The sequence below is a fragment of the Dactylosporangium siamense genome (assembly GCF_016862795.1).
Taxonomy (GTDB): Bacteria; Actinomycetota; Actinomycetes; order Mycobacteriales; family Micromonosporaceae; genus Dactylosporangium; species Dactylosporangium siamense.
Window position 1 is genome coordinate 1 of sequence record NZ_BONQ01000033.1, and the last position, 25,525, is coordinate 25,525.

Annotated in this window: 20 protein-coding genes; 10 read left to right on the forward strand and 10 right to left on the reverse strand. The window is 71.4% G+C overall.

Annotation, left to right across the window (positions count from 1 at the left end; translation table 11 throughout):
- Positions 1 to 6: 6 nt before the first annotated feature.
- The 8 genes from Dsi01nite_RS11020 to Dsi01nite_RS11055 form a co-directional block, all read right to left on the reverse strand.
- Complete coding sequence (locus tag Dsi01nite_RS11020; RefSeq protein ID WP_203845994.1) at positions 7 to 1,116, reverse strand: LacI family DNA-binding transcriptional regulator; 1,110 nt, start codon at positions 1,114 to 1,116, stop codon at positions 7 to 9.
- A 92-nt stretch (positions 1,117 to 1,208) separates the two neighbouring features.
- Positions 1,209 to 3,650: a glycoside hydrolase family 94 protein gene (locus tag Dsi01nite_RS11025; RefSeq protein WP_203845995.1), complete on the reverse strand. Its 2,442-nt coding sequence runs from the start codon at positions 3,648 to 3,650 to the stop codon at positions 1,209 to 1,211.
- A 50-nt stretch (positions 3,651 to 3,700) separates the two neighbouring features.
- Positions 3,701 to 4,720, reverse strand: coding sequence for a LacI family DNA-binding transcriptional regulator (locus Dsi01nite_RS11030; protein WP_203845996.1), 1,020 nt, complete (start codon positions 4,718 to 4,720; stop codon positions 3,701 to 3,703).
- A gap of 1 nt (position 4,721) precedes the next feature.
- Entirely contained in the window at positions 4,722 to 6,125 is a 1,404-nt protein-coding gene (locus Dsi01nite_RS11035; RefSeq protein WP_239135825.1) for a GH1 family beta-glucosidase, read from the reverse strand.
- Entirely contained in the window at positions 6,122 to 7,021 is a 900-nt protein-coding gene (locus Dsi01nite_RS11040; RefSeq protein WP_239135834.1) for a carbohydrate ABC transporter permease, read from the reverse strand. Before Dsi01nite_RS11040 ends, Dsi01nite_RS11035 begins: the two co-directional genes overlap by 4 nt.
- A gap of 8 nt (positions 7,022 to 7,029) precedes the next feature.
- On the reverse strand, positions 7,030 to 8,016 hold the full coding sequence (locus Dsi01nite_RS11045) for a carbohydrate ABC transporter permease (RefSeq protein ID WP_203845998.1): 987 nt from the start codon (positions 8,014 to 8,016) through the stop codon (positions 7,030 to 7,032).
- An 87-nt stretch (positions 8,017 to 8,103) separates the two neighbouring features.
- Positions 8,104 to 9,417: an ABC transporter substrate-binding protein gene (locus Dsi01nite_RS11050; protein ID WP_203845999.1), complete on the reverse strand. Its 1,314-nt coding sequence runs from the start codon at positions 9,415 to 9,417 to the stop codon at positions 8,104 to 8,106.
- Positions 9,418 to 10,087: 670 nt separating this feature from the next.
- Positions 10,088 to 10,633: a plasmid pRiA4b ORF-3 family protein gene (locus tag Dsi01nite_RS11055; RefSeq protein ID WP_203846000.1), complete on the reverse strand. Its 546-nt coding sequence runs from the start codon at positions 10,631 to 10,633 to the stop codon at positions 10,088 to 10,090.
- A 203-nt stretch (positions 10,634 to 10,836) separates the two neighbouring features.
- On the opposite strand from Dsi01nite_RS11055, the gene Dsi01nite_RS11060 reads away from it, so the two are divergent.
- From Dsi01nite_RS11060 to Dsi01nite_RS11095, 8 genes are all read left to right on the forward strand, one after another.
- On the forward strand, positions 10,837 to 11,553 hold the full coding sequence (locus Dsi01nite_RS11060; RefSeq protein WP_203846001.1) for a pyrimidine reductase family protein: 717 nt from the start codon (positions 10,837 to 10,839) through the stop codon (positions 11,551 to 11,553).
- 198 nt (positions 11,554 to 11,751) lie between these two features.
- Entirely contained in the window at positions 11,752 to 13,506 is a 1,755-nt protein-coding gene (locus Dsi01nite_RS11065; protein WP_203846002.1) for an ATP-binding protein, read from the forward strand.
- A 16-nt stretch (positions 13,507 to 13,522) separates the two neighbouring features.
- A complete protein-coding gene (locus tag Dsi01nite_RS11070; RefSeq protein WP_203846003.1) occupies positions 13,523 to 14,674 on the forward strand; it encodes a metallophosphoesterase family protein in 1,152 nt (383 codons plus the stop codon).
- Between the two features lies 1 nt (position 14,675).
- Entirely contained in the window at positions 14,676 to 17,153 is a 2,478-nt protein-coding gene (locus Dsi01nite_RS11075) for an AAA family ATPase (RefSeq protein WP_203846004.1), read from the forward strand.
- Complete coding sequence (locus Dsi01nite_RS11080) at positions 17,150 to 18,103, forward strand: hypothetical protein (RefSeq protein WP_203846005.1); 954 nt, start codon at positions 17,150 to 17,152, stop codon at positions 18,101 to 18,103. The genes Dsi01nite_RS11075 and Dsi01nite_RS11080 overlap by 4 nt, the downstream gene beginning before the upstream one ends.
- Complete coding sequence (locus Dsi01nite_RS11085; RefSeq protein ID WP_203846006.1) at positions 18,103 to 19,002, forward strand: DNA-3-methyladenine glycosylase family protein; 900 nt, start codon at positions 18,103 to 18,105, stop codon at positions 19,000 to 19,002. Before Dsi01nite_RS11080 ends, Dsi01nite_RS11085 begins: the two co-directional genes overlap by 1 nt.
- A gap of 590 nt (positions 19,003 to 19,592) precedes the next feature.
- A complete protein-coding gene (locus tag Dsi01nite_RS11090; RefSeq protein ID WP_203846007.1) occupies positions 19,593 to 20,711 on the forward strand; it encodes an ATP-dependent DNA ligase in 1,119 nt (372 codons plus the stop codon).
- Complete coding sequence (locus Dsi01nite_RS11095) at positions 20,708 to 22,240, forward strand: alpha/beta hydrolase (RefSeq protein ID WP_203846008.1); 1,533 nt, start codon at positions 20,708 to 20,710, stop codon at positions 22,238 to 22,240. The genes Dsi01nite_RS11090 and Dsi01nite_RS11095 overlap by 4 nt, the downstream gene beginning before the upstream one ends.
- A 4-nt stretch (positions 22,241 to 22,244) precedes the next feature.
- Here Dsi01nite_RS11095 and ligD read toward each other — a convergent pair whose 3' ends face one another.
- Both ligD and Dsi01nite_RS11105 read right to left on the reverse strand, forming a co-directional pair.
- Complete coding sequence (gene ligD, locus Dsi01nite_RS11100) at positions 22,245 to 23,255, reverse strand: non-homologous end-joining DNA ligase (RefSeq protein WP_203846009.1); 1,011 nt, start codon at positions 23,253 to 23,255, stop codon at positions 22,245 to 22,247.
- 71 nt (positions 23,256 to 23,326) lie between these two features.
- Complete coding sequence (locus Dsi01nite_RS11105) at positions 23,327 to 24,490, reverse strand: hypothetical protein (protein WP_203846010.1); 1,164 nt, start codon at positions 24,488 to 24,490, stop codon at positions 23,327 to 23,329.
- Between the two features lie 160 nt (positions 24,491 to 24,650).
- Between Dsi01nite_RS11105 and msrB the strand changes: the two genes are divergently transcribed.
- Both msrB and Dsi01nite_RS11115 read left to right on the forward strand, forming a co-directional pair.
- Positions 24,651 to 25,061 (forward strand): peptide-methionine (R)-S-oxide reductase MsrB, encoded by a 411-nt coding sequence (gene msrB, locus Dsi01nite_RS11110; RefSeq protein ID WP_203846011.1) that lies wholly within the window; start codon positions 24,651 to 24,653, stop codon positions 25,059 to 25,061.
- A 62-nt stretch (positions 25,062 to 25,123) separates the two neighbouring features.
- Positions 25,124 to 25,519 (forward strand): hypothetical protein, encoded by a 396-nt coding sequence (locus Dsi01nite_RS11115; protein WP_203846012.1) that lies wholly within the window; start codon positions 25,124 to 25,126, stop codon positions 25,517 to 25,519.
- Positions 25,520 to 25,525: the final 6 nt, after the last annotated feature.

Here is a 25,525-nt window from a genome sequence, read left to right on the forward strand (position 1 = left end):
AGCTAGTTACAGCCGGGAAACAGTGCTGGCGCGTTCTACCAGGTGGGTTTCGACCATGACTGCGGTGGGGGCGGCGCCGGCGATTCTGGCCAGGAGGAGGCGGACCATTTCGCGGCCCATTGCCTCGACCGGCTGGTGGACGGTCGTCAGGGGTGGGTCGGTCTGGCGGGCGATGGCCACGTCGTCGAAGCCGACCAGGGAGACGTCGTCGGGGACGCGGCGGCCCAGCTCGCGCAGGGCCCGCAGGGCGCCGACGGCCATCAGGTCCGAGGCGGCGAAGACGGCGTCGACGTCAGGGGTGCGGGCCAGCAGCTCGTGGACGGCGCGTTCGCCGGAGGCCTCGCTGAAGTCGCCGTAGGCGATGAGGCGCTCGTCGACGGGCCTGCCGGCGCGTTCGATCGCCTCGCGGTAGCCGGTGAGGCGGGACACGCCGGCGGCCATGTCCTGCGGGCCGGCGATCGCGGCGATCCGGCGCCGGCCGCGGTCCAGGAGGTGGCCGACGGCGAGGCGGGCGCCGCCCTCGTTGTCCGCGTCGACGAAGGCGACGTCGGTGCCGGTGGCAGTGCCGGTGCCGGCGTCCGTGCCGGTGCTGGAGGTGGAGGTGGAGGTGGAGGTCAGCATCCGGGCCGGGCGGCCGCCGAGGACGACGGGCAGGCCGCGCTGCTCCAGCAGGCCGGGCAGCGGGTCGGCATCGTGCAGGGAGAGCAGCATGACGCCGTCGACGTGCTGGTTGGTGAGGTGGTGCTCGACGCGCTGGCGTTCGGCCGGGGACTGGGCCATGGCCAGCCACAGCTGGAGCTGGGTGTCGGCGAGGGCGGAGCTGACACCGCGGACGATGCCGGCGAAGAACGGCTCGCCGAAGACCCGTTCCTCCGACTCGGACACGACCAGCGCGACGGAGTCGGTGCGCTGGGTGACGAGGGCGCGGGCGGCGCGGTTGGGGACGTAGCCGAGCTCGTCGATCGCCTTCTGCACGGCCGCGCGCGCCTCCGGGCTCACCTGCGGTGAGCCGTTGACCACACGCGACACGGTGCCCCGCCCGACGCCGGCGCGCGAGGCGACCTCGTCGAGGGTGGGGCGGCCCGCTGAGCGGGGGCGGCTGTTCGTGGAAGGCACGCCCCATTGTGCGCACACGCCAGCGATCTTGCAGCCGCGGTGCCCTGAAAACGCGGCACCGCGGCAGCAATACGACCGCAACCCGGAACGATCTACGACAAAATCGCCTCCACCAGCACCTCGGCACCCACAGCGGCGACGGGGAGCACAGCGCCCTCCACCGGTACCCCATCCGCAATGAGACGGCAGGTCGAACCGGCGGTCCCGGGCTCCCTGCGCACCGTGAGCCGGTAGGTGGCACCGCGGAAGCGCCGCACCGCGGAGAACCCGGACCATTCGGCGGGGATCACCGGCGCGATCCGCAGGCCGGCCAGCTCCGGCCGGATGCCCAGGATCCACTGGGTGACGGCGGCGTAGTTCCAGGCCGCGGTCCCGGTCAGCCACGAGTTCTTCGCCTCGCCGTGCGTCGGCGCGTCCCGGCCGGCGATCATCTGGGCGTAGACGTACGGCTCGCAGCGGTGCAGGTCGCCGAGCTCCTCGCGGGCCGACGGGTTGATCCGCTTGTAGTAGTCGAAGGCGCCGTCGCCGTTGCCGACCATCGCCTCGGCGATCATGAGCCACGGGTTGGTGTGGCAGAAGATCCCGGCGTTCTCCTTGTACCCCGGCGGGTAGCTTGAGATCTCGCCGAGTTCGATGCGATACGACGAGAACGCCGGCTGCTGCAGCACGATCCCGTGCGGGGTGGCCAGCCGCTCCCGGACGCTGGCCAGGGCCCGGACCGCGGTCCCGTCCTCGAGGCCGACGCCGCCCATGATGCACATGCCCTGCGGTTCGATGAAGATCTGGCCCTCGTCGTTGGACGCGGAGCCGATGACGTTGCCGTGGAAGTCGTACGCGCGCCGGAACCAGGAGCCGTCCCAGCCGTGCTCGGCGATCGTGCCGGCCATCTTCTCCGCGGCGTTCTGATACCCCGTGGGGTCATCACCCCTCGACACGGCGAGCGCGGCCAGTTCCCGCGCGGCCAGGACGAACTGGCCGGCGATGAACACCGACTCCGCGACGCCGCCGGTGGCGTTCTCGGTGGTCTGGAACGGCTCGCCGGGCGTGTCGGAGAAGCAGTTCAGGTTGAGGCAGTCGTTCCAGTCGGCCCGGCCGATCAGCGGCAGGCCGTGCGGACCGAGGCGGTCCAGGGTGTACCGCAACGACAGGCGCAGGTGCTCGTACAGGGACTGTTCGCTGCCGGGCGCGTTGTCGAACGGCACCGGTTCGTCCAGGATGCTCCAGTCGCCGCTCTCCTTGATGTACGCGGAGACGCCGAGGATGAGCCACAGCGGGTCGTCGTTGAAGCCGGACCCGATGTCGTTGTTGCCGCGCTTCGTCAGCGGCTGGTACTGGTGGTAGGCCCCGCCGGTGGGCAGCTGGGTCGCGGCGATGTCGAGGATCCGCTCGCGGGCCCGCTCCGGGATCATGTGCACGAAGCCGAGCAGGTCCTGGTTGGAGTCGCGGAAGCCCATGCCGCGACCGATCCCGGACTCGTACAGCGACGTGGACCGGCTCATGTTGAACGTGACCATGTTCTGGTACGCGTTCCAGATGTTCACCATCCGGTCGGTGTCCGCGTCGGGCGTCCGCACCTGCAGCCCGCCGAGCAGCTCCTCCCAGCGCGCGGCGAGCGCGGCGAACCCGGCGTCGACCGTGTCCTGCCGCAACCAGTCAGCGATCTTGGGCAGCACAAGAGCCTTGTTCACGGTCTGCGAGCCGGGCGGGTCGAACTTCGCGTCGCGGGGGTTCTCGGCGTACCCGAGCACGAAGCCGATCTCCCGCGTCTCGCCGGGCTGGAGGGTGAGCCGCACGTGGTGCGACCCGTGCGGCTGCCAGCCGTTGGCGATCGAGTCGCCGGACTCGCCGCGTTCGACCGCCAGGGGCCGGTCCCAGGAGCGGTACGGGCCGAGGAACGCCTCACGGGAGGTGTCGAAGCCGGCCAGGGGCTCGCTGCAGGCGAAGTAGGCGAAGTGGTCGCGGCGTTCCCGGTATTCGGTCTTGTGGTAGATGACGCCGTCGACGACCTCGACCTGGCCGGTGTTGAAGTTGCGCTGGTAGTTGGTGGCGTCGTCCTGCGCGTCCCACAGGCAGAACTCGATCGAGGAGAACGCCGAGAGCTCCGCCGGTGTCTCACGGAGGTTGGTGACCTTCAGCCGCCACACCTCGAGGGTCTCCCCCAGCGGCACGAAGTAGAGCGTCTCGGCCTTGATCCCGTTGTACCGCGAGGCGATACGCGTGTAGGACAGGCCGTGCCGGCACTCGTAGTCGTCGAGCTCCGTCTGCGTCGGCTGCCAGGTGGGCGACCAGAACGAACCCGAGGCGGCGTCCCGCAGGTAGAGGTACCGCCCGCCGAGGTCCATGGGGGCGTTGTTGTAGCGGTACCGGGTGAGCCGGCGCAGCCGCGCGTCGCGGTAGAACGAGTAGCCGCCGGCGGTGTTGGAGATGATGCCGAAGTACGCCTCGGTGCCGAGGTAGTTGATCCAGGGCAGCGGGGTGTCGGGTCGGTCGATGACGTACTCGCGGCGTTCGTCGTCGAAGTGGCCGAAGCGCACGGGGTGCCTCCTGCAGGGGAATGAGGACTGTGCTGCACACGGAAGCCGCGTCAGGCCGACTCGCGGACCACGAGGTGCGTGTCGAGCACAGTCGAGTGGGCCGGCCCGCCGGCGATGCGGGCCAGCAGGAGCCTGGCCATCTCCCGCCCCATGCCCTCCACCGACTGGTGCACGGTGGTGAGCGGCGGCTGGGTCTGCCGGGCCACGGCGGAGTCCTCGAACCCGACCACCGCCACGTCGGCGGGCACCCGGCGGCCCAGCTCACGCAGGGCGCGGATGGCGCCGGCGGCCATCAGGTCGGAGGCGGCGAAGACGGCGTCGAGGCCCGGGTTGAGATGGATCAGGCGGTGCATCGCGTCGGCCCCGCTCGCCTCGCTGAAGTCGCCGTACGCGATGAGTCGCTGATCGTGCGGCAGGGACGCCAGGCGCAGCGCCTCCCGGTAGCCACGGAGGCGGGCGATGCCCACCGCCATGTCCTGCGGGCCGGCGATCACCGCGATGCAGCGGCGACCGAGGCCGATGAGATGTTCGACGGCGGTGCGGGCACCGCCCTCGTTGTCGTTGTCGACGAAGGCGACCTCGTTGTCACCCTCCACCTCGAGCATGTGCGCCGGCCGCCCGCCGAGCACGGTGGGCAGCCCCCGCTTGCCCAGCAGCGAGGGCAGCGGGTCGTCGTCGTGCAGGGAGAGCAGCAGCACCCCGTCGACGTGCTGGTCCGACAGGTGCCGCTCGACCATGAGCCGCTGCGACGGTGACTGTGCCATCGCCAGCCACAGCTGCAGGGACGTGTCGGCGAGGACGTTGCTGACTCCGCGGACGATGCCGGCGAAGAACGGCTCGCCGAAGACCCGCTCCTCCGACTCGGAAACCACCAGGGCGACGGAGTCGGTACGGCGGGTGACGAGCGCTCTGGCCGCCCGGTTGGGCACGTATCCGAGCTCCTCGACGGCGCGGGCGACGGCGGCCCGGGCCTCCGGGCTGACCTGCGGCGAGCCGTTGATCACCCGGGAGACCGTGCCGCGCCCGACGCCGGCGAGCGCGGCCACCTCGTCCAGGGTCGGGCGGCGCACGTTACTCGCCGAGGCCGTTGTGCTTGATGACCTCGCGGTACCGGTGGCCGCTGGCCTTGATCGTGCGCTCCTGCGTGTCGTAGTCGACCCGGATCATGCCGAACCGTTTAGTGTAACCCCAGGCCCACTCGAAGTTGTCCAGCAGCGACCAGGCGAAGTAGCCGTGCAGCGGTGCCCCGGCCGTGATCGCGTCGTGGCAGGCCCGGAAGTGCGCGTCGAAGTACGCCACGCGCTCGGCGTCCTCGACGCTGCCGTCCTCGCCGACGGTGTCGACGTACGCGGCGCCGTTCTCGGTGATGTACAGCGGGATCGCCGGGTAGTCGCGGGCGACGCGGGTCAGGGTCTCGGTGAGCCCCGGCGCGTCGACCTCCCAGCCCATGTCGGTGACCGGGACGCCGGGCCGCTTCAGGAACCGGACGGTCTCGCTGCCGGGCCACGACGTCGGCGCCCGCCAGTAGGGCTCGGCGGGGACGTCGGGGTCCTCGCCGGCGACCACGTGGCGGCTGTAGTAGTTGATGCCGAGCAGGTCCAGGGGCTGCGCGATCTGCTTGAGGTCGCCGTCGCGGACGAAGCCGAAGTCGCTGACCCCCTGCAGGTCGGCGACGACGTCCGCCGGATACGAGCCGAGCAGCACCGGGTCGAGGAAGATCCGGTTGGCGAGCCCGTCGATGCGGCGGGCCGCGTCGAGGTCCCCGGCCTTCGTCTCGTCGGCCGGGGAGATCGCGTACAGGTTGAGCGTGATGCCGAGCTGTGCCTCGGGATCCGCGGCCCGCATGGACTCGATCGCCTGGCCGTGGCCGAGCAGCAGGTGGTGCATCGCGGCCAGGGCGTCGGGTGCGTGCTGGCGGCCGGGCGCGTGGACGCCGGACGCGTAGCCGAGGAACGCCGAGCACCACGGCTCGTTGAACGTCGTCCAGTGCCGGACCCGGTCGCCGAGCGCGCCGTGCACGAGCATGGCGTAGTCGGCGAACCGGGCCGCGGTGTCGCGGGCGGGCCAGCCGCCCGCGTCCTCGAGCGCCTGGGGCAGGTCCCAGTGGTACAGCGTCACCCAGGGGGTGATGTCGTTCGCCAGCAGCTCGTCCACGAGCCGCCGGTAGAAGTCCAGGCCCTTGGCGTTGGCCGGCCCCGACCCGCCCGGCTGGACGCGGGGCCAAGCGACGGAGAACCGGTAGGCGTTGACGCCCAGGTCCTTCATCAGCCCCACGTCCTCGCGGTAGCGGTGATAGTGCTCGCAGGCCGCGTCGCCGGTGTCCCCGCCCAGGGTCTTGCCCGGGGTGTGGCTGAACGTGTCCCAGATCGAGGGGGTGCGGCCGTCCTCCTGGGCGGCTCCCTCGATCTGGTACGACGCGGTCGCCGCACCCCACACGAAACCGGGTGGGAACGTCAGCGGGTCGATGCTGGTCACGCCTTGACCGAACCTTCCATGATGCCGCCGATGATCTGACGGCCGAATGCGATGAACACGAGGAGCAGCGGCACGATCGCGAGCGCTGTCCCGGTAAAGACTTGCACGTAGTCGGTCTTGTAGTAACCGGTCGCGAGAATGTTCAGTGAAACTTGCACGGTCGGTGTGTCGCCGTTGAGCACGACGTACGGCCACAGGAAGTCGTTCCAGGTCTCCATGAACGTCAGCAGACCCAGGACCGCCGCCGCCGGACGCAACGCGGGCAGCACGACCGACCAGTAGGTCCGCCAGGTGGACGCGCCGTCGACCCGGGCGGCCTCGATGAGCTCGTCGCTGATCGCCGACTCCGCGTACTGCCGGATCATGAACACTCCGAAGCCCTTGACCAGGAACGGCACGATGACCGCCTGGAGGGTGTTCGTCCAGTCGAACTTCACCATCAGCAGGTACAGCGGGATGATGTTGACCTGGGTCGGGATCATCATCGTGAGGATGATGATCAGCAGCAGGGCGTTCTTGCCCCGGAACTTGAGCTTCGCGAACGCGAACCCGGCGAGGGTGGAGAAGAACACCACCGACAGGGTCACGCACGACGACACGACCGCCGAGTTGATCAGGCCGTAGACGAAGTTCGCGTCGGTGTTGGCCAGGACCCGCGAGGCGTTGTCGAAGAAGTTCGGGCCCGGGGTCAACGGCGGCGGGATGTCGGTGACGGCGCTGTTCTCCCGCGACGCCACGATGAACGACCACACGATCGGGAAGATCGACAGCACGATCGTGATGATCAACGCGAGGTACGTCAGCGGGCTGGCGTCCCACAGCGCGGCCGAGGCACTGCGGACCCGGCCCCTGTTCTTCTTCGGCGGCTCGACGGGCAGGTTCCGCGGCCGGGTCATGGTCGTACTCATGATGTCTGCCCCTTGACGGATCGGCGCACCAGGGCGAAGTTGATGAGCGCGAAGATCAGGATGATGATGAACAGCAGCCAGGAGATCGCGGCGCCGCGGCCCACGTTGTAGTTGTTCGTGAACGTGGTCTCGTAGATGTACATCGCGACGGTCTGGAACTCGTTGAGCGAGCCACCCTGGATGCGGCCGTAGTTGAACAGCAGCGGCTCGGTGAACAGCTGCATGCCGCCGATCGTCGAGATGATCACCGTGAAGAGGATCGTCGGCTGGATGAGCGGCACGGTGATCCGCCAGAAGCGGCGGGCCGCGGACGCGCCGTCCAGCGACGCCGACTCGTACAGCTCCTTCGGGATCGCCTGCATCGCCGCCAGGTAGATGAGGGCGTTGTAGCCGGTCCAGCGCCAGTCGACCATGAACGCGATCGCGGTCCACGACGACCAGCGGTGGTTGCGCCACTCGACCGGGTCCAGGTGGACGCTCTGCAGCAGCCAGTTCGCCAGGCCGTACCGGTCGGCGAAGATCAGACCGAACACGATGCCGACGGCGGCGACCGAGGTGATGTTGGGGATGAGCACGCCCATCCGGATCGCGGTGCGGGCCCGCATCTTCTTGTTCAGCCAGCTCGCGATGAGCAGCGCGAAGATCAGCTGCGGCACGGTCGCGACGAAGAACAGGCCGAACGTGTTGAAGATGACGATCCAGAAGTGCTCGTCCCAGAGGATCTTGCGGTAGTTCTCCAGGCCGACGAAGCCCGCGTCGCCGCCCGTCAGCGTGTTCTTGCGGGTCGACAGGATGGCGGTGTAGATCAGCGGGTACGCGCCGAACACCGCGAACAGCACGAAGAAGGGTGCGACGAACAGGTACGGCGACAGTCGCAGGTCGAGCCGCCCGACCCGCACGGAGCGCCGCGACGGCTGCTTCGACGGCCCGGCGGGTGCGCGCCCGTGGCGAGGCCCGGTGACCTCGCCGACGTTGGTTGCCATGGGGGGTGGATCCCTTCCGATCAACGGGCTATGTGGAGGACGGAGGCGGCGTCAGGTTCGACGCCGCCTCCGCCGTCAACGTTTGGATCAGCCTTCGGCGAGTGCCTTGCTGTCCTTGATGGCCTTGTCCCAGCCCGCCTGGGCGCTCAGCTTGCCCTGCTCGGCAGCCTGCATGGCCGGCTCGAACGCGTTCTCCCACAGGGCCTGGTGCTTCGGCCCGAGGTAGATCGGCTTGAGCTCCTTCGCGGCACCGGCGTAGATCTTGCCGACCGGCGCGTTGTTGAAGTACTCGTTCTTCGCGTCCGTGATCTTCGGGTCGTCCAGCGCGGCGATCGACGAGGGCAGCGGACCGGCCTCGGCGAACGCGTCCAGGCCACCCTGCTTGCCGGTGATGAACTTGATCAGCTCGAACGCGGCCTTCTTGTTCTTGCTCTGCTCCGGGATCGCGAGGTAGGAGCCGCCCCAGTTGCCACCCTTACCGGGGATGGTCGCGATGTCCCACTTGTTCTTGCCGGCGTCGCCGGCGCGCTCCTTGATGACACCCGTGTACCACGGCGGGCACGGCACGGTCGCGAACGCGGCGTTCTTGAACGCGGCGTCCCAGTCCGCCGACCAGCGGGCGAGCTTGGCGGTCAGGCCCTTGCCGGCCATGTCCAGGCCCAGGTCGTACGCCTTCTTGACGGCCGGGTTGGTGTCACCGATGTACTTGTCGCTCTTGTCGTAGAACCAGCTGTCGGCGTTCTGCATGATGTACGGCTGCATGACGCTGGTGGCCGAGTCGGTCCAGGCGGCGCCGGTGTTCTTCGACTTGAAGACCTCGCCCTGCTTGACGTACTCCTCCCAGGTCGGCCACAGCTTGCTGACCGCGTCGCGGTCAACGGGCAGGCCGGCCTTCTGGAAGAGGTCGGTGCGGTAGCACATCGCCAGGGGGCCGACGTCGGTGCCGAGGCCGACGAGCTTCTTGCCGTCCGCGGTGAAGGCGTTCTTCCACTTGAAGGACAGGTAGTCCTTCTCCACGGAGGACGCGCCCAGGTCGAGCAGGTTGGCGAAGCCCTTGTTGTCCTTCAGGTACTGCAGGAGCATGCCCTCTTCGAGCATGACCACGTCACTCGCGCCGCTGCCGGCGGAGATCCACTGGGCGAGCTTCGGCGCGAAGTCCTTGGTCTGGCCCTCGTTCTTGACGTCAACCTTGATGTTCGGGTTGGCGGCCTCGAAGTCCTTGACCGCCTGGTTGAAGCCGGGCGTGCCGAAGTAGGACAGCGAGATGGTGACCGGGCCGGTGCCGTTGGCGTTGGGCTCGGCGTCCTTCTTGGCGCTGCACGCAGTGGTCATACCGAGGGCAAGACCCACGGTGAGCGTGGCCGTGGCGATCGAACGCAGACGGCGTGAGGTGACGCTCATCCTGACCCCTCTCTCAGGTCGTGATGGGAGTTTGACGGGTGTGCTGGGTGGGGGTGTGACGCATCGACGGCGGACCCGGGTGTGAAGTCCGTCGTTCGGGTGTCGCAGGTATGGCGGGTGTCGCATTTGAATGGCTCCCATGGCCGCGGGGTGTGTCACCGGCCACAGCCACGGGAGCGCTCCCATGAGACTGGCGCCTCGTCCGCCAGGTGTCAATGGGGCAATGGGAGCGTTCCCATTTCGTTACCGCGAGATTTCATGCCGCCTTTTTGTCGGCCTTTACCGCGATATGCGCGCTTCCCGGTCGCCCATGCAGAGACCCAGCTCGATTTCCGCGAGGCATCGACCATCATCGACCGATGCAAGCGGGCGCCCTCGCGCTGCAACAGACCGGCGTCGATGGACAAACCGGACGCCAAGCGCCTGGGAGCGCCCCCGGCCCTCGCCGCCCAGCCCTTGGATCAAGCGACAGACACCGATCTCTTGGCCGCCGCCGCGACGCTTCGGTCCTGGTCGCTTTGCCCCGCTTTACCGCGACGGATTCCCAAGATCGATCACGGCGCCGACCAACCCCGGAACGGCACCGTCAAGCAACGGAAACTTTCACCCGGCACAACCCCCCGCAGTCGCCGGACCCCGCACAGTAACCACACCCGCCGTGGCCGAGGGCCTACGTCATGCGGCGCAGCAATGTCGTGGCTCTCGCCGGGTCGAAGGCACCCGGGTCGAAGGCGCGGCCCAGCCACTCGCCCATCGCCACATGGTCGGGGTGCGCGGGGTCGCCGACGGCGGCGACGAGGTCGCGGTAGCCGTCCGGGCCACCGACGTCGTCCGGTGGGCAGGCGCGTTCGCCGGCGGTGCACACGGGATAGGCGGTGTCCAGATCGGCGGGGAACTCGTCCTCGACGGTCAGGTCGTGCTCCCACCAGTCGCCGAAGTCATACGTGTACCGCAGCCGCCCGCCCTTGCTGGCGACCGCGTCCAGGCGCACGTCGAGCTCGTCGTGGACGTCGAGGAGGCCGTCGGGGTCGGGGACGCCGTACTGGACGCCCTCCACGTCGAACACGTGCAGGTGGCGGTCGCCCCAGCCCATCGCGAACTGCACGACGCGGTGGACCCGGTCGAGGGTGAACCCGCCCGGGATGAGGACCCGCCGCCAGACGGTGGGCTCGACGCCGTCGAGCGAGATGCGGAGTTGGATGATCGTGCGCGCCATGGTGCAGTCATTGTTGACCGAGCAGGTGCGACGGCGCACCCTGAAGTCGTGATCTGTCCTGCGTGTCGGGAGAAACGGCATGCCGACTGCCCGGGCGGCAACCGGTGCGACTGCCAGCACCGCGAGCCGGTGCCGACCCCGCCGGTGACGGGCCCACCCGGCGAGTAGGCCGGTCACCGGAGCGCGGCACGTAGGGTTGCCGGGTGCAGCAGCTGTACCCGGAGCCCGGACCAGTCGACCAGGCAGCGCTCATCGACCTGTACGCGCCGCCGCCCGAGCCGTCGATCAGGGTGAACTTCGTGGCGAGCCTCGACGGGGCGGGCACGCTCGGCGGGAAGTCCGCGGGGCTCTCGGGCCCGGAGGACAAGCGGGTCTTCGGGATCCTGCGGATGCGCTGCGACGCGCTGGTCGTCGGCGCCGGCACGGTCCGCGACGAGGGCTACCGGGCCCTGCGGCTGGACGCGGAGCGCAGGGCATGGCGGCTGGCGCACGGCCTGAGCGAGTTCCCGACCCTCGTGATCGTCTCGGGGCGTGGCGACCTGGACCCGGCGCAGCCCGCCCTCGCCGACGCCCCGGTCCGGCCGATCATCGTGACCACCCGGCACACCGCGGTGCGGGACCTCGAGGAAACGGCCGACGTCATCCGGGCGGGTGACGGGCACGTGGACCTGCGGGAGGCGGTCCGGCAGCTGCGGCAGCGCGGGTTCGCGCAGCTCCTCAGCGAGGGCGGCCCGATACTGTTCGGATCACTCACCGTGGCGGGGCTCGTCGACGAGCTGTGCCTCACGGTGTCGCCGTTGCTCGCCGGGCCCGGAGCGGGCAGGATCACGGCCGGACCGCACCTGCCGACACCCGAAGCGCTCACGCTGCGTCACGCCCTGCTGGCCGATGGTCAGCTGCTGCTGCGGTACGGGCGCTGAGGACAGCCGGCCGGAATCCACACCGTTGTCCACACCCCTGTGGACAAGTGTCCCCAACCTGTGGACAGCCGCCGCGTTTGTCCTGGTTTGCACGCGTGAACAGACGTGAACACGTCCACAGCGGGCGTGGTGACTTCGATCCACTGGCGGTCTTGGGGCACGATGCACAGGCGAACACATGTACTGGGGGTCGACCAGATGGACGCCAACAAGGACGGGCCGATCGTCGGCCGGGTGCTCGGCACCGCCGACGCCACCCCGCTGACGTTCTGGGTCGCCGTGAACGAGGACGCCTACCTCCAGCTCGACGACGTCGTCGTCACCGAGCGTGAGCTCCCCGGCCAGCCGTCGGTGCGGATCGCCGGCGTGGTCACCGCGGTCCGGGCCCGGCACGAGGGGGTCGTGTTCGACTCCGACGTGTTCCTGGTCGCCGACGGCACCCTGCCGGCCACGGTGCAGGAGGCCGCCGAGATCACCACGACCCGGGTCGACCCCGAGGTCTACGTGCCGCCGACGCCGGGCGCGGTCGTCCACCGGGCCCAGGGCGACGCCAGGGCCGGCGCGCTGTACTTCGACCGGATGGACCGCACGATCCCGATGGGGTTCGGGCGGGACGGCGCGGCGATGTTCCTCAACGCGGACTTCCTCGACGGCAGCCGCGGCGCGCACGTGTCCATCTCCGGCATCTCCGGGGTGGCGACGAAGACGAGCTTCGCGACGTTCCTGCTCTACTCGGTGTTCCGGTCCGGGGTCCTGGGCGGCGCCGGCGAGACCGCCAACACCCGCGCGCTGATCTTCAACGTCAAGGGCGAGGACCTGCTCTTCCTGGACTATCCGAACAGCCGCCTGGACGCCACGACGGAGGCGGCATACGCGCGGCTGGGCCTGGTCGCCGGGCCGTTCCCCGACGTGCGGGTCTACGCGCCGCCGCGGGCCGGGGACTCCTCCGGCACGCCCGATGTCAGCAGCCGGCTGACCGGCGTCGACAGCTTCTACTGGACGCTGCAGGAGTTCTGCGCCGACCGGCTGCTGCCATACGTGTTCGCCGACGCCGACGACGAGCGGCAGCAGTACACGATGGTGGTCCACTCGGTGACGGCGCACCTGGCGCGCATCGCCCAGCCGGCCGAGGGCGGCGTCGCCGTCGACGGCACCCGGCTCAACTCCTACGCGGACCTCGTCGACTACCTGGTCGAGCAGATCACCGACGACTCGACCCGGGGCCAGTGGGCCGGCAGCGCGGTCGGGCTCGGCACCGTCAACGCGTTCGCGCGCCGGCTGATCGGCAGCAAGAAGGACCTGTCCCGGCTGATCCGCGGCGACCTCGCCACCCGCCGCCCGCACGCGATCAACACGGCCGAGAGCGCCCAGGTGACGGTCGTCGACCTGCACAACCTGCCGGACCGGGCGCAGCGTTTCGTGGTCGGTGTGACGCTGCGCAGCGAGTTCGAGCGCAAGGAGAAGGCCGGCACCGCGAAACCGCTGCTGTTCGTGGTCCTCGACGAGCTCAACAAGTACGCGCCGCGCGAGGGCACCAGCCCGATCAAGGAGGTGCTGCTCGACATCGCCGAACGCGGACGGTCCCTGGGCGTCGTGCTGATCGGCGCGCAGCAGACCGCCAGCGAGGTCGAGCGGCGCATCGTGGCCAACTCCGCGATCCGGGTCGTCGGCCGGCTCGACCCGGCGGAGGCCTCCCGCCCCGAGTACGGGTTCCTGCCGCCCGCCCAGCGGCAGCGGGCGCTCCTCGCCAAGCCGGGCACGATGTTCGTGTCGCAGCCGGAGATCCCGGTGCCGCTGTGCATCGAGTTCCCGTTCCCGTCCTGGGCGACCCGGCCGGCCGAGGCGGGCCCGCCGCCCAGCTCGACGCTGCGCTCGATCGCGCAGGCCAACGACTCGTTCGCCGTCGTCGCGAGAGTGGGCGGCGGCATCGCGGACGACGAAATCCCGTTCTGAGAAAGGACAACCACCGGTGCGGATCCTGCACACCTCGGACTGGCACGTCGGCAAGGTCCTGAAAGGACAGTCGCGGGCCAACGACCACATCGCGGCCCTCAAGGCGCTCGTCGACGTGGCCGAGGCCGAGCAGCCCGACCTGGTGATCGTCGCCGGTGACCTGTACGACTCCGCCAGCCCGCCCGCCGACGCCACGAAGATCGTCACGCGGGGGCTGTCGGCGCTGCGCAAGACCGGCGCCGACGTGGTCGTCATCGGCGGCAACCACGACAACGGCCAGGCCCTCGACGCGCTGCGGCCGTGGGCGGACGCCGCCGGGATCACCATCCGCGGCGCCCTGACCAGGCCCGAGGAGCTGCTGCTGGAAGGGCGGACGAAGGACGGCGAGGAGTGGCGGCTGGCCGCGCTGCCGTTCGTGTCCCAGCGCTACGCGGTCCGGGCGGCGGAGATGTTCGACCTCAGCGCCGCGGAGAGCGCCCAGTCCTACGCGCACCACATCGGCGGGCTGCTGGCGACCCTGGCGCAGGGGTTCGGCCGGGACACCGTCAACCTGATCACCGGGCACCTGACGGTCATCGGCGCGACGATGGGCGGCGGCGAGCGCGAGGCGCACACCATCATGGGCTACGCGGTGCCGGCGTCGGTGTTCCCGTCCTCGGCGCACTACGTGGCGCTGGGACACCTGCACCGCGCGCAGGTCGTCAACGGGCCCTGCCCGATCCGGTACTGCGGCAGCCCCCTGCCGATCGACTTCGGCGAGGAGGAGAACTTCTCCGCCGTCGCGATCGTCGACGTCACCACGAGCACCGCCGCGCGGGTCCGCGAGGTGCCGCTGCCGGTCGCCACCCCCCTGCGGACCGTCCGGGGCACCCTCACCCAGCTGTCCACGTTGGACACCGGCGAGGCGTGGCTGCGGGTGTACGTGTCGGAGCAGCCGCGGGCGGGCCTGCGCGAGGAGGTCCAGGAGCTGCTGCCGAAGGCCCTGGAGGTGCGCATCGACCCGAAGCTGCTGCCCGACCCGAAGGCCGCCGAACGGGCCGCGGCCCGGGCCGGCCGGTCCGCGGGCGAGCTGTTCTCCGACTACCTCGGCCAGAAGGGCCACGCGGACGAGGCCACGGTCAAGCTGTTCCACCAGCTGCACGACGAAGTTCAGGAGGCGAGGAACTGACATGCGACCCATTCGTTTGGACATGGACGGGTTCACCGTGTTCCGGCAGCCGACCACTGTGGACTTCACCGACACGGACTTCTTCGCGCTGATCGGGCCGACCGGCTCCGGCAAGTCGACGATCCTCGACGCGATCACGTTCGCCCTCTACGGCACCGTCCCCCGCTGGGGTGACCGGCGGGCGATCGCCAACGCCCTCGCCCCGTCGGCGACCGAGGCCAGGGTCCGGTTCGTGTTCGAGTCGGCGGGCGTGCGCTACGTCCTGGCCCGGGTGGTCCGCCGGGACGGCAAGGGCGCGGTCACCACGAAACACGCCGGCCTGGAGGCGCTCCCCCACGGCTTCGACCTGGCCCGGTTCGACACCGGGATCAGCGCCGAGGACATGGGCACCGTGCTCGCCGGCACCCCCAACGAGGTGGACCTGGCGGTGCAGACCGTGATCGGGCTGCCCTACGAGCAGTTCACCAAGTGCGTGGTGCTGCCGCAGGGCGAGTTCGCGGCGTTCCTGCACGCGAAGCCGGCGGAGCGGCAGAAGATCCTCGTGAATCTGCTGGGGCTCGACGTGTACGGCCAGATCCGCGAACGCGCGAACACCCTCGGCGGCGCCGCGGACGCGAAGCTGAAGGTGCTCGGCGAGCAGCTCGCCGGGATGTCCGATGTGGACGACGCGGCCCTGGCCGCCGCGGCGGCGAAGGCGGCGGCGCTCAGGACGCTCACCGACGGCGTCGACCGGATCGGTCCCCAGCTGGACGACGCGGCGAAGCTCGCGGTCGCCGCCGCGGAGACCCTGACCGGCCTCGACACCGAGATCGACCGGCTGACCCGGCTGCGGGTCCCCGCGGACGCCGGCACCCTCGCGGCCGGTGCGGCCGCCGCCCGCAGCGCGGTCACCGCCGCCGTCGACGGGGCCCGGGCCGCCGAGGAACGCGAGGAGAAGCTGCGCGGCGAGCTGCAGGCGGCCGGCGACCAGACGGCGCTGCGGCGGCTGCTGGACGCGCACGGCGAGCGCGACCGGCTCGCCGCCGAGGCGGCAACCGTGCACGGGACCGTCGCCACGGCCGAGCGCGAGCACGCGAAGGCGACCGGGGCGCTGGGCGTTGCCCGTACCAAGGCGAAAGACGCGATGGAAGCCCTGGAGGCGGCACGGGAGGCCTACCAGACCGCGGTCGCCGTGGACCGGGCCACCGCATTGCGCCCGCACCTGCGGGTCGGCGACGACTGCCCGGTGTGCACCCAGACGGTCCAGGTGTTGCCGGAGACCCCGCACGAGCCGGCGGTCGCCGCGGCGAAGGCGGCCGGCGACGCGGCCCGCAAGCGCAGCGACGCCGCCGAACGGGTCGTCGCCGAGCAGGACAAGGTCGTGCGCGACCTCGACCGGGGCCTCGCCGCCGCGAAGGCGCACGCCGAGCAGGTCGACGCCCGGCTGTCCACACTGGACACCGCGCTGGACGGGGCGCCGGCACCCGAGGCGCTGCGCCGCGACCTCGACGCGATCGCGAAACTCCACAGTGGGCTGGAGCGGGCCGGGGCCGAGGTCCGCAAGGCCCGCGAGGCGCACCGCAAGGCCGCCGGCGCCGCCGACAAGGCCGAGGACCAGCTGCGGGCCGCCTGGAAGGCGTTCGACGCGGCCCGCGACGCACTCGCCGCGTTCGGGCCGCCGCCGGCCGACCGCGACGACCTCGCCGACGCCTGGGCCACGCTGACCGGCTGGGCCGGCACCGCCGCCGGTGAACGGCAGGCCCGGCGGCCGGCCGCGGTCGGGGCGGTCCAGGACGCCGAGGCGCGGGTCACCACCGTCCGCGACGACCTTCGCGCCCTGTTCGCCGGCGCCGGACTGCCCGCGCCCGGCACCGACCCGGCCCGCGAGGCCGCGGTCGCCCTCGAACGGGCCGAGGCCGCCCACCGGCGGATCGAGGAACGCCGCGCGGAGGCGGACCGGCTCCGCGGCCACCGCGACGAGGTCGCCAAGGAGGCGCAGGTCGCCAAGGCCCTCGCCCAGCACCTGCGGGCCGACCGGTTCGAGCGGTGGCTGCTCGCCGAGGCCCTCGACACGCTCGTCGACGGCGCGTCGAGCACCCTGCGGGAGCTGTCCGGCGGGCAGTACGACCTCGGCCACGACAAGGGCGAGTTCTACGTCGTGGACCACCACGACGCCGGGCTGCGCCGCGCGGTGCGGACCCTGTCCGGCGGCGAGACGTTCCAGGCGTCCCTCGCCCTCGCGCTCGCCCTGTCGGAGCAGCTCGCCGGGATGTCGACGTCGGCGGCGAGCCTCGAGTCGATCGTCCTCGACGAGGGCTTCGGCACCCTCGACCAGTCCACCCTGGACACCGTCGCGGCGACCCTGGAGGCCCTCGCCGCCCGCGGCGACCGGATGGTCGGCGTCGTCACGCACGTCGGCGCCCTCGCCGAACGGATCCCGGTCAGGTTCGAGGTCCGCCGGGACGCCCGGACCGCCCGCGTGGAACGGATCGGGCTGTGAAGTTCCACGTCGACGCCTGGGACCCCTCCTACGGGGTCGCGTTCGAGGCCGGCGGCTCGGACGGCCCCCAGGCGCAGAGCAGCGCCCAGATCCAGCCCGACGTCGAGCTGCCCGCCCCGGCGTGGCGGGCCGTCGACGCTCCCTTGGGTCTGCGCCCACCCGCCACGGTCCTCGTCGTCGACGGGGTCCAGCGCATCGACGCGCGCGTCTGGGCGACCGACGACGACGGCGTCACCCACCCCGGCGTCGCCGCGTCCTACGCCGCCGGGGTCGTGCGGTGCGACCTGGACCGGGGCGCCGCCGCCATCGCCACCACCCGCATCGAACGCGGCCTGTTCACCCCGTTCGAGCTCGCCCCGCCGCTGGTCGCCGGCGCGATCCGCTACCCGGCCCGGCGAATCGCCCGCGGCGAACCCAAGGACCTGGCGCTGGGCGTGCAGCGGCACATGCGGGCGCTCGAGGTCGGCGTGTCCAGCGAGGAACGCGACGACGGCGACCTGCTCATCGTCGACGGCCCGCTGCAGGAGCGCGCGCACCTGCCCCGGGCTCTCGGCTACATCAAGACCCACCGGGTCGAGTACCTGCCGCCGGAGCTGACGGCCGTCGTCACCCGGCTGCGCAGCGGGCAGCGCTCCCCCGTGTTCCTGCTCGGCACGTCATGGCACCGGTTCGCCTGGTACCTGCGGCTGCCCGGACCCGAGGGATCGCCGTGGGCGGGCATCGTGCGGGCCGAATGCTCCGCGGACCTGCTCCCCGCCGACGCGATCGCCCTCGCGCACCTGTCCGCCGTCACGCTGCCCCGGTTCGCGTCCAGCGCCTACAAGGACCCGCGGGCGCCGCAGAACCTCATCCCGATCGCCGGGCTGGAGCGTAAGCTGCGCGCCATGCTCGGCGACGCCCGCCTGCTGCACCGCGCCCTTGCCAGAACCGCGGCCAGGACCGTGGCGTGATGAGGACCTTCCCGACCCCGCCGCGGTTCGACCTGGCCGGCACCCTGCAGGGCCTGGCCCTGATCCACGGCGACCCGACGCTGTCGGTCGGGGCCCGGGAGGGGTGGTTCGCCACCCGTACCCCTTCCGGCGCGGGAACACTCCATCTGGCGTTGACGGGAGCTTCGCTGGTCGCGACCGCCTACGGGCCGGGCGCCGACTGGTTGCTGGACCGGGCCGACGCCGTCGCCGGCCTCCGCGACGACGTGACCGGCTTCGCCGAGCTCGCCCGGCAGCACCCGCTCGTCCACCGCCTCGCCCGCGAGCACTCCGGCCTGCGGATCGGCGCCACCGGCCGGGTCTTCCACCACCTGGTGCCGGCCGTCCTCGGGCAGAAGGTGACCGGCAAGGAGGCCCGCGACGGCTACGTGCGGCTGCTGCGGCACTTCAGCACCGACCCCGCCCCCGGCCCCAACCCACGGTTGAAGCTGCCCCCGGAGCCGGCCGCGATCGCCGCCGCGCCCTACTGGGTCTTCCACCCGTTCGGCATCGAACAGAAACGCGCCGACGCGCTGCGCCGGGTCGCCGCCGAGGCGTCCCGCCTGGAACGCTGCGCCACGGCCGCGGAGGCCACCGCCCGCCTGGTGAGCATCCGCGGCATCGGCCCGTGGACCGCGGCCGAGGTCACCCGCGCCGCCTACGGCGACGCCGACGCCGTCTCGGTCGGCGACTACCACATCAAGAACGTCGTCACGTACGCCCTGACCGGCGCCCCACGCGGCACCGACGAGCACATGCTGGAGCTGCTCGCCCCGTACGCCGGCCACCGCGGCCGCGTCTGCGGCCTCCTAGCCGCCGCCGGCATCACGGCCCCAAAGTTCGGCCCGAGAGTAGCTTTGCGGGCATTCGCCCGGTATTAGCTGTTTCTAGCTGCCCCACCGCTTCTGTTTCTAGCTGCCCCACCGCTGGCGCGGCGGGTCCCGCCGGGGGATTCTCACCCCGGACCCCCAATGCTCGCGTTGCTCGCACGACCTGCGCCCCGAGGGCGCGGTCGACTCGGACGCTCGCGCGTGGCAGTTGAAGGACCGGGGGTTCAGGTTTGGAGGCGCTCAAGGTCCTTCGTCTGGCTCGCCCGCCATGCGCGCGAGACGACGGAGGCGGGCCCGTCCGATGGACGCGGGCGCTGCCCCACTACCGGACTGTGGGAAGCGGCGACTCCCTGGCTGTCGCAACATCGCCGGGGGTGCCCACATTGGTGATCGACGGGGTTTTGTGGTGGACGGGCCCGCCCCGGTCGTCTCGCGCGCATGGCGGGCGAGGAGGACGACAGACCTTGACTGCCTGGGACCTGGACCCCCGGTCTTCAAATTGCCACGCGCATGCGTCCCAGTCGACCGCGCCCTCGGGGCGCAGGTCGTGCGAGCAACGCGAGCATTGGGGGTCCGGGGTGAGAATCCCCCACTGCTCTTCCGGCCGAAGGCCGCCGCGGAAGTAGCAGTACTGTGACAGGGTGGATCTGCCGGTGATGCCGCCTGTTGAGCCGATGCTGGCCAAGAGCATTCCCAACCTGCCCAGTGTGGAGGGGATGAGCTTTGAGCCCAAGTGGGACGGGTTCCGGTGCATTGTGTTCCGGGACGGGGACGAGGTTGAGCTCGCCAGTCGGGGCGGCAAGACGCTGACCCGGTACTTTCCCGAAGTGGTCGCGCAGGTGCTGGCGCAGTTGCCGGTGCGGTGTGTGGTCGACGGGGAGATCATCGTGATCCGGCGGGACTCGGGGCAGCCGAAGCTCGACTTCGAGCTGCTCGGGCAGCGGATCCACCCGGCCGCCTCCCGCGTCAACATGCTCGCCGAGGCGACCCCGGCCTCGTTCGTGGCGTTCGACCTCCTCGCCATCGGTGACGAGTCGCTGATCGAGGTGGGGTACGCCACGCGCCGGGCCAGGCTCGTCGACGCCCTGAAGGGCGTCAGTGCGCCGGTGCACGTGACACCGGTGACGACGGACATCGAGGTGGCCCGTGACTGGTTCGAGCGGTTCGAGGGCGCCGGGCTCGACGGGGTGATCGCGAAGCCCGCCGGCAGCGCCTACGAGCCCGGCAAGCGGACCATGTTCAAGATCAAGCATGCGCGGACCGCGGATGCCGTGGTGGCCGGGTTCCGGTGGCACAAGGACGGGCCGATCGTGGGGTCCTTGCTGCTCGGGCTGTATGACGAGGAGGGCCGGCTGCACCACGTCGGGGTGTCCGCGTCGTTCACCCGGGAGCGCCGGGCGGAGCTGGTCGAGGAGCTCGCGCCGTACCGGGAGGACATCGTCGACCACCCGTGGAACTGGGCGGGTCAGATCCCCGGTGCCGCGGCCGCGAGCCTCGACGCCGTGCCGGCCGGTGACGCCGCGACCCGGTTGCCGGGTGGGCTCAGCCGCTGGTCGGGCAAGAAGGACCTGTCGTTCGTGCCGCTGCGCCCCGAGCTCGTCGTCGAGGTCGGCTATGACGCGATGGAGGGCGACCGGTTCCGGCACACCGCTCAGTTCAAGCGCTGGCGGCCGGACCGGGAGCCGCACTCGTGCACGTATGACCAGCTCGACCGGCCGATCCGCTTCGACGTCGAGTCCGTGCTGGCGGGGCGGCCTTGAGACGACTCGTGCCCGGGTTGCTCGTCGCGGCGCTTCTCGCCGGCTGCAGCACCCCGGCCGCGCCCATCCAGGAGGGGCGCACGCTGAGCTCGCCGTCGGCGGAGCCCTCCACGTCGTCCGGTGTGCAGATCGAGCCGGCCGCGTGGAAAGCCTGCCCGGATGTGTACAAGGGGATCTTCTCCAGCCCGCCGCAGAACGTGAAGTACGACTGCGCGACGGTGAAGGTCCCGCAGGACTGGCAGAACCCGGACGGGTCCGGCACGTTCGACATCGCGCTGGTCCGCGGGCGGTCGACGACGCAGCGGGACCGGGTCGGGTCGCTGTTCATCAACCCGGGCGGGCCCGGCGCGTCCGGGTTCGAATACGGCGTCTACCGCTCCGTGTTGCTGCCGGCCGAGGTGGTGCGCCGCTTCGACGTGATCGGCTTCGACCCGCGCGGCGTCGGCCGGTCGTCGCCGGTGCGGTGCTTCTCCACCGCGGACCTCGACGCCAACTTCGGCATCGACCCGGACCCGCAGACCGACGCGGCGTTCGGCGAGTCCGTCGCGGTGACCAGGAGGCTCGCGCAGACCTGCGGCGACAAGTACGGCGACACCCTGCGCTACTTCTCCACCGAACAGACGGCCCGGGACATGGACGCCCTGCGGGCCGCGGTCGGTGAGAAGCAGCTGACGTACCTCGGGTACAGCTACGGCACGCTGCTCGGCGCCGTGTACGCCCAACTGTTCCCGAAGAACGTCCGCGCGCTCGTGCTCGACGGGGCGGTCGACCCGACGCTGTCGATGCAGGACTCGGCGGAGAAGCAGGCGGCCGGGTTCGAGCACGCGTTCGACAACCTCACCACCTGGTGCAAGGCCAACGCGACCTCCTGCCCGATCGGGCCCGACCCGCGGGCCGTGGTGATGAAGGCGATCGCCGACGCGCGGACCGCCCCGGTGCAGGGCAAGGGCCGCAAGGCCACGGCCGGCTGGGTGTTCACCGCGGTCGTGTCGTCGCTGTACAACGAGTCGAGCTGGCGGGTGCTGGCCCAGGCGATGCAGGACCTGCGGGGCGGCAACCCGGACAAGATGTTCGAGCTCGCGGACTCCTACGCCGAACGCGACCCGCAGGGCAAGTACACGAACATGTTCGACGCCAACGCGGCCGTCGGCTGCGCGGACAGCGACGACACCCCGACGGTGGAGCAGGCCAGGGCGCTGCAGCCGCAGTGGCGGTCGAAGTATCCGCTGTTCGGCGGCGCCCTCGCGCTGAACCTGGTCTGCGCGCAGTGGCCCGGCAAGCGCGACCCCTACCCGGCGGGCCCGGCGACCGGTTCGGCGCCGATCGTGGTCATCGGCACGCTCGGCGACCCGGCGACCCCGTACGAGCAGGCGCCGGCCCTGGCCAAGATGCTCGGCGTCGGCACGCTGATCACGTGGAAGGGCGAGGGCCACACGGCCTACCCGAAGACCGGCTGCGTGAACGACGCCGTGAACCGCTACCTGATCGACCTGCTGGTCCCGCCCGCGAACCTCACCTGCAACAAGTAGCGCCTCACTCGGGGGCACGGGCGCGGCTGGGCTGGACCCGCATCGGCTCGCCGGGCATCTTCGGGTACTCGGGCGGGTAGGGCATGTCGCCCTCACCGCGGAAAGCGTCCCGCTCCGCCCATTCCAGCAACGGCGTGATGTCGTGGGCGACGTCGTCGATGCCGGCGTGCGCGTCGCCGAGCTTCGCGATCCGCTCCGGCACGGTCCGCAGGTCGAAGTCGTCGGGTTCGACGTCGGGCAGCTCCTCCCAGCGCAGCGGCGTCGACGCCGTGGCCCGGGCGTTGGCCCGCAGCGAGTACGCGCACGCGATCGTGCGGTCCCGCGCCATCTGGTTGAAGTCGACGAAGACCCGCTCGCCGCGCTCCTCCTTCCACCACTTGGTGGTGACGAGGTCCGGCCGGCGGCGCTCCACCTCCCGCGCCAGGGCGATCACGGCCCGCCGCGCCTCGACGAACGTCCACTCCGGCTTGATCCGGATGTACACGTGCACGCCGCGCCCGCCGCTGGTCTTCGGCCAGCCCTTCCATCCCAGCTCGTCGAGGACGGCCTTGAGCTCGCCGGCGACGACGGCCGCGTCGGCGAAGTCCGTCCCCGGCTGCGGGTCCAGGTCGATCCGCAGCTCGTCGGGGTGGTCGACGTGCGCCTTGCGCACCGGCCACGGGTGGAACACGATCGTGCCCATCTGCGCCGCCCACGCCACGTGCGCGAGGTCAGCGGGGCACAGCTCGTCGGCCTTGCGCCCGCTGGGGAACGCGATCTGCGCCGTCTCCAGCCACGGCGGGACACCCTTGGTCGGCACCCGCTTCTGGAAGAACGTCTCCCCGCTCATCCCTTCCGGGAACCGCTGCAACGTCGTCGGCCGGTCGCCCAGCGCCCGCATGATGCCGTCGCCGACCGCGAGGTAGTACTCGAAGACGTCGCGCTTGGTGAAGCCACGCTCCGGAAACATCACCTTGTCGGGACTGGTCAACCGCACGGGACGCCCGGCAACCTCGATCTCCAGCGCACTGGCCATGCCAAGCACCCTACGCGCCGGACCCGCCCGCGGCGCCCCGTGACACCATCGAGCGGGCTTCCGGGACGAGATCAGGAGCGCCGCGCCGCCTGCGGGCTCGGCCTGCGCCGCGGCCTCGGCGCCACCGGCCCCTTGCCCGCGGGGGTCCGGCCCGAGGTCCGGCCCGGGGTCCCGCCGGGGGTCCCGCCGGGGGTCCCGCCGGGGGTCCTAGCGTCGGGGGTCTGCTCCTCGCCGCGGTCGCCGAGGCGGGTCAGGTACAGGATGCCGGCCCCGCCGATGATGAACGCGAACCCGATCGTCGTCATCATCGACGACGTGCCGGTCACGGGCAGCATGCCGGTGGCCGTCGCGGCGCCGGTCGCCGCGGAACCCGTGGGGACGCTCGAAACACCGGGACCGCCGCTGCCGGTGCCGGTCCCACCCGGCGTGGTGCCGCCGGGCGTGCCGTTGCCGGTGCCGCCGGGCGTGCCAGTGCCGCCACCGGGCGTGCCGTTCCCGGCCCCGCCACCGGGCGTGCCGGCGCCGTTGCCGTTGCCGCCCGGCGTGCCGTTGCCGGTCCCGCCACCGGGCGTGCCGTTGCCGGTCCCACCGCCGGGCGTCCCGTTGCCGTTGCCGTTGCCGCCCGGCGTGCCGTTTCCGGTGCCGCCGCCGGGCGTGTCGCTGCCATTGCCGCCCGGCGTCCCGTTGCCGTGACCGCCGTTGCCGTAGCCACCGTTACCCGTGCCGGGATGCAGCGGTCCCCCGGTGCCGACACCACCGCCACCACCGTTGCCGTGACCGCCGTGGCCGTGACCGCCGTGGCCGTGACCACCGTGGCCGTGACCACCGTTGCCGTAGCCACCGCTGGCTGTGCCCGGGTGCAGCGGTCCCCCGGTGCTGACACCACCGCCACCACCGTTGCTGTGCCCGCCGTGGCCGTGGCCGTGACCGCCGTAGCCGGGGGCGTCATCGGCGCCGGTGGCGTGGCCGGCGTACAGCGGGCCGCCCGTGCCGACGCCGGTCGGGGCGTCGTACTGCCAGCCATTGGTGTCGGTCGGGCCGTAGCCGGCGGGGGCCGTGCCAGGGTGGGACGTCTCGCCGGCGGCGCACAGCTCGAGGGTGCCGTTCCACGTCTGGCCGCAGCGGTCCACGCGCAGTTCCTGCGACGTGAGCGCGGCATGCGCCGCGGTGGCCAGTGGCGTGATGCCCGCGGCGCCTGCCGCTCCGACCGCAACCGCCTTGTAGAGCAGCCTCATCGTTGTCGTACCCCGTCCATTCGACCGGTGTGCCACATAAAGTCCGAATCGTGGCTTTCGTCGGTCCAACGAGGCTGCGGCGGAGACGTCGCGCGCATCGCGAAAATCGTGTTCGCGGGCCGTAATGGTCGCCCGGCGCGGCGCCGCCTACCGTTGAGGCATGACCGAGCCACTTGTCGACCTGCCCACCACCGATGCCGAGTGGCGCGTGCGGCTGTCCCCGGACGAGTTCCGGGTCCTGCGCCGCGCGGGCACCGAGGCGCCGTGGAGCGGGGAGTACGTCAGCACCAAGACCGCCGGCGTCTACAACTGCCGGGCGTGCGGCGCCCAGCTGTTCGAGAGCACCTCGAAGTTCGACTCGCACTGCGGCTGGCCGAGCTTCGACGACGCGATCCCCGGCACCGTGAAGGAGATCGAGGACCGCAGCATGGGCATGGCCCGCACCGAGATCCGCTGCGCCCGGTGCGACTCGCACCTGGGTCACGTGTTCCGGGGCGAGCGGATGACCGACAAGAACACCCGCCACTGCGTCAACAGCCTGTCGATCAAGCTGGATCCCGCTGCTGGCTAGGCATTCATGGATCTGCCATGATCACTTCCGTGCCTCGTCAATCGACCCGGACCCGAGTGGTCATGGCAGCCCTGTCCCTCCCGCTGCTGCTCGGCTGCGGCTGCTGTGACATCGACTGGCCGTTCAGCGGCTCGCCGGCGTTCACCGCCGACCAGGTCGTCGGCGTGTGGACCAGCGAGTGCGGCGGCAAGGTGAGCATCGCCGAGGGCGGGACGTTCCGCGCGGACGCCCTGGTCGTCCACGACGAGGACGCCGACGAGCGGCGCACCCCCGTGTCCGGCAGCGGCACCTGGACCCTCAAGCCGGCGGACAACAACCACAACCCATACGCCGAGCTGACCCTCGAGGGCCGCCGGGGCACCATCGAGCTGGACGCCTGGCCGGGCGACGAGTTCAAGGACCTGCGCATCGAGGTCGGCGGCCTCGACGAGCCCGTCCGCTGCCGCCTCACCCGCTGACGGCCC